The 7,944-nt window shown below is 49.8% G+C and carries 8 protein-coding genes; all 8 read right to left on the bottom strand.

The window, feature by feature from the left end:
- Window positions 1–213: 213 nt before the first annotated feature.
- On the bottom strand, window positions 214–1,464 hold the full coding sequence (gene csx2, locus CLV97_RS17235; protein WP_106346765.1) for a TIGR02221 family CRISPR-associated protein: 1,251 nt from the start codon (window positions 1,462–1,464) through the stop codon (window positions 214–216).
- A gap of 109 nt (window positions 1,465–1,573) precedes the next feature.
- Complete coding sequence (gene cmr6 / locus CLV97_RS17240) at window positions 1,574–2,374, bottom strand: type III-B CRISPR module RAMP protein Cmr6 (protein ID WP_106346766.1); 801 nt, start codon at window positions 2,372–2,374, stop codon at window positions 1,574–1,576.
- A gap of 85 nt (window positions 2,375–2,459) precedes the next feature.
- Window positions 2,460–2,780 (bottom strand): type III-B CRISPR module-associated protein Cmr5, encoded by a 321-nt coding sequence (gene cmr5 / locus CLV97_RS17245; protein ID WP_170070602.1) that lies wholly within the window; start codon window positions 2,778–2,780, stop codon window positions 2,460–2,462.
- A 13-nt stretch (window positions 2,781–2,793) separates the two neighbouring features.
- Window positions 2,794–3,618 carry a type III-B CRISPR module RAMP protein Cmr4 gene (gene cmr4, locus CLV97_RS17250; RefSeq protein WP_106346768.1) on the bottom strand — a complete coding sequence of 275 codons (825 nt, stop codon included), beginning with the start codon at window positions 3,616–3,618 and terminating at the stop codon, window positions 2,794–2,796.
- On the bottom strand, window positions 3,606–4,727 hold the full coding sequence (locus tag CLV97_RS17255) for a type III-B CRISPR module-associated Cmr3 family protein (RefSeq protein WP_170070603.1): 1,122 nt from the start codon (window positions 4,725–4,727) through the stop codon (window positions 3,606–3,608). Before CLV97_RS17255 ends, cmr4 begins: the two co-directional genes overlap by 13 nt.
- Window positions 4,724–6,634: a type III-B CRISPR-associated protein Cas10/Cmr2 gene (cas10, locus tag CLV97_RS17260; RefSeq protein ID WP_106346770.1), complete on the bottom strand. Its 1,911-nt coding sequence runs from the start codon at window positions 6,632–6,634 to the stop codon at window positions 4,724–4,726. The genes CLV97_RS17255 and cas10 overlap by 4 nt, the downstream gene beginning before the upstream one ends.
- The gene (locus CLV97_RS17265; RefSeq protein WP_106346771.1) at window positions 6,631–7,656 is read right to left on the bottom strand and encodes an RAMP superfamily CRISPR-associated protein; all 1,026 of its coding nucleotides are present in this window, start codon (window positions 7,654–7,656) and stop codon (window positions 6,631–6,633) included. Before CLV97_RS17265 ends, cas10 begins: the two co-directional genes overlap by 4 nt.
- A gap of 21 nt (window positions 7,657–7,677) precedes the next feature.
- On the bottom strand, window positions 7,678–7,944 hold a 267-nt coding region (locus tag CLV97_RS17270), incomplete at its 5' end, for a transposase (RefSeq protein WP_146130502.1).

Raw genomic sequence — 7,944 nt, forward strand, 5'->3', positions numbered from 1 at the left:
CGGCGGGCGGACGCCCGGGGCCTGGTTTCGGTTTGGGGAGCAGGGGCTCAATCACAGCCCATTGTTCGTCTGTCAGCTCATGTCTCGTACTCATACTTCCATTTTACATTGGCAGATCATGTTTTTGAAATAGCTTGTAACGTCATCTCTGGCGTCATTCATGATGTCCGATATCACATCTCTTTGTCAACTCGCTATACGTTCACATTACCTTTAAACTTGCTTTACTTTTTGCCGCAACTGACGAAGATGATAAGCAATGATTGGATAATCTCTCTTTAATCCTTCCAAAAACTTGTCCGATTTACTGTAATTCTCCCTGTATCCAGCGTGATTGATGTCGTTACGAAGATCTGATACCCGTTGAAAAGCCATCAATAACTCTGCATGCTCCATCAGTCGCCGCATCACATTCTGTTGTTCTTCTTGAAAATTATCAAGGGAACTTCGTCCTTGAATTACTTTAATCGTATCCCTAATCAACTCGTTCAATTCTTCCCGTTCATCCTTATTTCTGTAATCATATCCCTCTGTAAGACAAAAAGTTGTAATCACAGTCTCCCTTAAAAAGGTGTAAGCCTGTTGAATCAATCCATGCTTGAGACACCATTGCACCGTTTCCAGGCCTTCTTCGATATGGTCTCCAGCAGCCATTTTTTTGAGGCGGCCTTCTACACCATCGAATAAAGCGTATAAGGGATTAAAAGCCGGATAAGGTTCTTCCTTTCGAACCTGCTGCAAAGCTGCTAACGCTTCCTTGGCCGAACGGGATATTTCAAGACCACGGCAAGTTTGCAAATTTTCGGCGAGCTGATTCCACTTATTCGCCAACCTTTCCGCCACTATGACTCTCGGAGGCGGAGACGATTGTTTTTTCCGTGCCATCATATCCTTCTTTTCTTTCACCCATTTACTCAACGATTCTGCCCGACCGCTTTTTACAAAGGCATACACGTTGGTGATCCAATCCTGCATATCAACAAAATTTATTAGATTGAGTATGGGAGCCACACCATTGACTCGTTCTACATAATTGCCATAATAGATTCCGCGGATCCTTATTTCTTTGACCACTCTTGCTAAATGGATGACGAGCATCGCCAAGATCGGCTGATATCGAAAGGAATAAGTAATATCAAAATCGATTTCGTCACCTTTATCCAAACAATCTAATATTATTCCAAAGTCTGCCCAAAGTGCATCTTCCCGTCCAACACCAGAAATCCGGACATCCTCTGGTGTTACCCCAAGTACCTCCAATTCTGCCCGAAGTTTTTCCCAATATTCTTTATACGCCTGATCCGTAACAAAAATTATTACTCGGTCTGGGATCTCATTCTGCTTTTGCCACAATTCCAATAATGCCCTTTGAACAAACCCAGTTTCAGAAGACAGCTTCCCATCCATAGAATAATATACTGGATCATACTTACCTGTTCCCAAAAAAGAAAGAAACTTTCGCATGGAAGACCTCCTTAAAAATGTATTTGCTTTGGAATCCGCTATAGTTTAGGAAAATAGCGGATTGTTCCAAGACATCTCTAGTTTCCGTCCCCCCACACCAACATTTCCTTCATTTCTGCCCTTCAACGACAAATCGCCCGTATCCCACCGATGTCTTGGCACCGGCACCGATCCACTCCAGCGCTTCCTTCAGCCAGTTCATTACCTTATCTACATCGCGTTGATCCTCTTTTTTTCTCGGAGCGACGGCGAACACAAACGATTGCCCCCCCGACACCGTCAAAAAAGGAATCGGAATAGGTGCATACCGTTCAACCGGCGGATTTTTTTGCGGATCCCGATAATAGTCAGCAAAGTGAGGTGTCATCACGTCAATTTCCAATTTCACAGCAGCCCGGGGAAGGGCGTCAAAAAAGACAACGCTACCAATGCGTTTTGAAGAATCAGTGTGCTTGGATCCAAAAATACGATCAATCTCTGAATCGCCCGTCCATTCCTCCGCCCAAGCCCGAACCATTCCCTTCACCGAACTCCCGGGTAAATAAGGGGTTCCCAATACCGGGTGCCAAACAAATCCATTCTCCACTGGGTGCGAACGTCCCAAACCGGTAACAAACCGTCCCTCTGTCCGAGCGTACATCAGAAGACCATAGTGTGACCTCACCAACGCTTCCATCCGTTCGACGGCCTCTTGGATCAAAAGCTTGTCTCCACATCGTTTTTTCGTCACGGTTTGAATCCAATCGGCTTTCCTGTTGCCCAGCTCCCAGAAGTTCTTTGCAGAATTTTTACCTACATACACCTCCCATCGGTTGCAAAACTTGTCATACCAAAGGCCCGTATGAGCGGTATCAGGTATTTTATGCGGAAAACCCCTTCCGCCTTTATACAGCGGTGTCCGACCTTTCATTTTTATCCCCTGCCTTCTTCAAATAAGCCACTGCCAATTTTTTATGCCACTCCAACCAAGCCATCGCTTCAGCCTGCGCTTGGAGTTACTTGTCCCGGTCATTTTGAGTGATTGCTTCCAATACATCAGAGGCATTTCGGTAGGGCGCCCGATGATCATCCCGGCATAACCAACCTTGTACATCACGGTACAAAAGATAATGGGGATCCCGCTCGTTCTTTTTCGCCGCCGCCAAGAGCTGGGCCAAAGCTTGTCCCAGCCCGTTCATCAAGATGGTGGCAGGAAGACGTTCCACATAGTCGGCATAAGAATCTTGATCCTCTTCATTACAGTTTTTTTGGATCCATTTCACTTTTTCTAGCGAATCGGCCGCCCGCTCCTGATCCAACATTTGCGCATCCGACATATTCGTTCCCTCCTCATTCCCCAATGGACGTGATGCACCATCCTTGGCCAATCGTTTCATTGCCCCCCACCTGCAGATAGGGCTGTTTCATCAGAAGATCCCTCAACGCTCGCAGTACATTTCCGTCGTTAGTCCGGGAAATCAGGAGACCATAGAGAACCGTGTCCGGTGGCAGAGTTTCCTCATACCACAGATTTTGGCTCTCCTTAGTATTGTTGTCCAGTTGATTGCGTGCTTGAACTGCCAGACCAAACTTGGCAAAGTGGGAAAAATCATCATCGTTGATAATCACCAACTGACGCCCGAGCCTCCGGCGGGCCCGTTTGTGGTGAATAAGGGGAGCGACAGCGTCCACAATTCGATCCAAAATCCCTTGATCAATTTGTTTTACCTTGAAGGAGATCTCCTCCAAAAAAAGTTCCGATCCATCAATTTGCGCCAAGGCTGCCTCTCCCTTTCCCACCTCGATAGAACCAAAATCGTTGGGTCGCCCAATCAGAGCCAAATCCCGTTCCAACCTCTCCAGGATATAAGGACAGGTCACCCAGCGAAAATGACCGCTCAAGGAACGAATCGGCAGCAACAAAAGGCGAGCGTCGGTCACCAACACCATTCCGGCATTGGCTTGTTTTCCAAAAGCTTCATACACCAGGGGATCCTGTCTCCCACGCTCCCGCTCCACTTTGTCTCTGAGCGCCCCCTTCAAGCTGGAACCAACCACCACCGGATAACCAGTGGCTGCTTCCCGGGATACCGGCAGATCAATTGCGCCAGTCGACTGCCCACTACCCGGGTGAAGAGACGTTTCCGCCAACAATCCCATAATTAACGCTTCCATCCTTCACTTGCCTCCTTTTCACTCCATGTACCAATGAGCAATTGTCCCATGCCGTAACGGGAGCGGGGGCCGGTAACTTTTCCGTGCAATTCTTCGATTCTGTGACGTTCAGAAGCGGGAGCCTTGTAGAACCAGGTGCTTCCCGGGGGCAAAACCGGCCAAAGAGGACGCGGGCATCCATTTCGCATATCCCATCCACCGATTTGCATCATTTTGCCAAGACAAGCCGAAACACAACGCCCGGGCACCTCAGGCGGACCAGAACGAATGACAGCCTCAGGATCCTCGTACCACCCCGGGGTCAACAGCGTGACGGTAAACCGAATCAGGCCGTCTCCGTCTTCCATCAGCTCAGGTCGCTTCGGCCAGGGATTTATCATCTGAACCTTGGTAATAGTCGCTTCCACTGCCCGTCCTTCTCCACCCAGGGAAAGAACAGCTCGTTCCGGCAGCTTCCAGTCATCAGGAATCCCGTCAACACAGACAACAAGGCGCACATTTTTCATTGGACGGATCATCGTAATGCCATACAAGTGATGATCCTTCGCCGTCCGCTTGTCCCTCTCCCGCTCCAACCCTACGCGACGTTCTTCTTTCCATAATTCATCATGGGAATAAATTTGATGTTCTTTCGGCTTACCATCCGCCAACACTTCTTCTAGTCCTTCACAGGTCAACCAAGCATCAAGAGGATCGCCGCCCTCCACCGGGCAAACCAGACGGGGAAGACGGATATCCCTCCCCAGATCACAACAAACCGGATCCCCGGGGACAAGGCGGGTTATTTCCCACGTCTGTTCCTTCTTCTTACCGAAGAGGAGAAGAGGCGCATGATATAACATCCTTTCCCCGAGCTGCAGATAAGGACCGTACAATTGCAAAGACCCCAGATCCTCCGGTCCGCCAAGTTTTGCAGGCCAATCCGTTTCCCGTCCCGGTTCCCAACCACGCCAACGGGCCAGGGCCGTGCGGATAGCTCCCTGCAGGGTCATTATCGTTGGGGGAAAAGTTCCTTTGGGCTGAACGAATCCCCCTTCCCCTTGGTGAAAAGGGGTACCATCCCGAAAAAATAAGGTATCCAATGCTCGAAAAGTCCAGACCGTTTTCACGCTTCCTCCCCTCCCCTCTGCCCGAGAAAGCGTATCAATAATGCTGCGTCCGCCCGGAACGGTAATTCCCTCTCAATACCTCCATACTCATCCCTTCGATTGCGCAGACAAAACTCCACCAATCGACGGATGCGCATCTCGGCTGTCCCAACATTGAGGGTTTGTCGATCCTCCAAAATACGGAGGTAATCGGCGGTAATCAACTTAGTCAGGAATTCAACCAAATCTTCCTCTTCCGCAAGGTTTGAACCGACCACCTCAAACTGTTCCTTTAACTTGTAGAAGAAACTCCCGGAATAAACCATGTTTCGAAATTCCTCAACCAGCCTTTGCAAATCGGTTGGGTCCCCACTCTTTCGCCAGCTTTTCCCGCATACCACCTTCCATGTAGCTGACCAGGTGATCGTGGGACCTCCCCCTTTCCAAACACAGACCGCTAGGCTGTCCCGACCGGTTTGATCCTTCGCCACCTTGTCCAGCAAATAATGGGCATGTTCCAACACTCCTTTGAGAGGTGCCTTGGCATGGGCATAGACGATAGCGGCGGAAATGGTGGCAGAATCGCCATTCTGACCCCCCTTTGCAAAGGATTCCAAATAGGCGCTGCGCACCTCCACCACCGCATCCAGCGCATCATCCAAGGGAAGGAGGGCCAGAACATCGTCGCCACCGACATAAAATGGCGCGCCGTTGTGATCCGTAATGATCCGGTCCACTTTTTCAGTGAACTGAGCCAGCGCTTGGCTTACCCTCTCTCCGCCGATTTCACGCAGCAACTTCCCCAGCCGATCCCCGTCCATGAGGAGAAGGGCGTAATAGGGGCGGGGATTCTCCTTTAAAGCTTCGATTAGTTCGAACAAGGCCTTTTTTACGGCCTCTCTTTTCTCCTGATCATCCGCTTCATTCCAGTAATTGTCATTTTCTAAATTGGACCGGAAAAAACAAGAGGCATCCAGGCAAGCAAAATCCTTTAACGAATCTTGTCCAGATACCGCTTCTTTCAACAAAGGGAAGCGCTCTCCATTTCCCACTTTTTTAATTGTCCTTGTTGATTGAGCCGCCTCAACCAAAGCTAACGCTTTCTCCGGTTCCTCCCGAATCGCCTTGTTTATCCACGGCAAAGCGGACATATAGGATGTCGAAGGGAAATGGATAGCTGTTTCAGGAAATTTCCATCCGATCGACTCCTCGGCAAATCGGGGAAACAAGCGCTTAATCAGTCCCACGGCACTGAGCCGTTCGTTTTCTTGGAGATCCAGTCCCCCGGCCACCTCGCGCACTACGGACCAAAACTTTTCCTGCTTCGTTCGCTCCCGTATCCGGAGCCATCCGGAAAGCTCCTGTAAATGACCGATCAGTGTACATTTGTCGCCAGGCTCGACCGTTGGTACATAACTCCGCCAATTTTTCCGGCGATCAAGCAAGTCGCCGTTATCTAAATCCCCTTGATCCAACACCCAGGCAATATCCCAGAATTTTTTCACCTGCCGGTCCCATATCTTTCGAGTATTTCTTCCGTAAAGTTCCGCCTTCTCCACCACATGTCTCCAAACCGCATCGGCTACCTGATCCCAGGCCTTATGAACAGCTTCGACACATGCATTGGGATCAAAGTTTTCCGGAACCTCCGCCTGAAAGCGGTTGGGTAGCGATCCCTTCCACGGTCCCTTTGTCGGCAGGCCTTTCAAGCTTATAAGAATAGCTCGGAGCAATTCATCCTTCACCTGCTCCGCTCCCTCACCGTGCACTTGGGGGAACCGAATGCATCCGCCTCTCTGGATCACCGCTGCCATGGCGTGCCCCGCAAGATACGAAAGAAGAAAAGAGCCGGCCAATAGATCGCGAGTCCGCCGGGATTGAGCGACAAAGCTCTGCACCGGTCCGAGGGTGAAATGAAGTTTTCTCATACGTGCACCTCCAACGTAAACTCGTTCCGTCGCAAATGGTTCTGAAACTCGTCCAGGACCTCTTTAAAGGGAACGAGGAAAGGCCGCCCATTAAGCGATTTATTCCCCTTATGTTTGCCCATGGGCTTTTCTACGGCTTTCAAGGGAGGTGTACGGTAAATGCCAAACATCGGAAAATAACATCCTCCAGCCTCCACCACTCGAATCCAGACAGGAGAAGCCATCCGCTCAACCTTTTCCGGCGTATACTGGATTTTCCGCTGAGGAACCAACATGGGCATGCCAAAGACCGTTCTCTTCCGAATGTCAATCTCTTTTCGGAAGCCCTTCAGTTGCGATCCCGCATAGGCGAGGGCCTCCTCCCACTTCGAAAACCCTTTACTATGGATTAGAAAAATGGATTCATCAATCACCGTGTGGGTGGCTGCGGAAAAACGAGGAAACCATCCATTTTCTCCCTTCAGCGTCCGAAGTCCCCGCTCAAATTGGTTCAACCACTCATGTACACTTCCAGCTCCATGGGCAATGGGCAACTGACTGATCACTTGTTGGATCTCCTCTGTGGTACCCCCCTTTTGTAAAGGATTGTCCACTCTCCAGGCTTTCAAGGCCACCGAACCAAATCCTCGACGGGAACGGTACCCCAACCCGCCCACATGCCCCAGTAGCCAAATCGCCGCTATCAGTCGTCGCCAATATTGATCTACTGCTTCTATTGAAGGACGCATGCAGAAAGAGAGGGAAAAAATATTATTCGGTTCCAGATAGCCTCGAGGTTCCTGGACTATTCGTCCCCTTTTTCCTTCCAATGAAAAGGCCAAATAACTGAGATCTATCCTTTTTTTCCAACCACGAACGGCCGGATTTTTAGAATGAAGTCGCATCAGAAAGCGGGATTGCCCCTCACCCGCACCTGTTCCTCCAAACAAGCTGTTCTCCCAGGTCGATCCTTCCTTCTCAACATCAAGCTTTCTTTTTTGGTTGTACTCAGGATCCACCGCTCGATACCAATAACGCAGCATTCCTTTTACGGAGGGTAGAAGCTATTTCAAAATTCGATTCACACACCAAATAATGAATGCAATCAGGCAAAAAGCTCTATAAATATACAAATATCGGTCATATCGAACCACCAACCGACGGTAATTGTTCATCCAACCGAAGCAGCGTTCAATGATCCAACGCCGGCGGTATCCCTCTCCCACACGGATGGGACGGCCACGACGGGGTTTGCGGCTTTTTCGCTGAATGGTGGGAATGGTGGGCTTGATTCCTCGTCGGCGCAACCAGATTCGGAAAGAACGGCTGTC

The organism is Planifilum fimeticola, assembly GCF_003001905.1.
In the GTDB taxonomy this organism is placed as follows: Bacteria; Bacillota; Bacilli; order Thermoactinomycetales; family DSM-44946; genus Planifilum; species Planifilum fimeticola.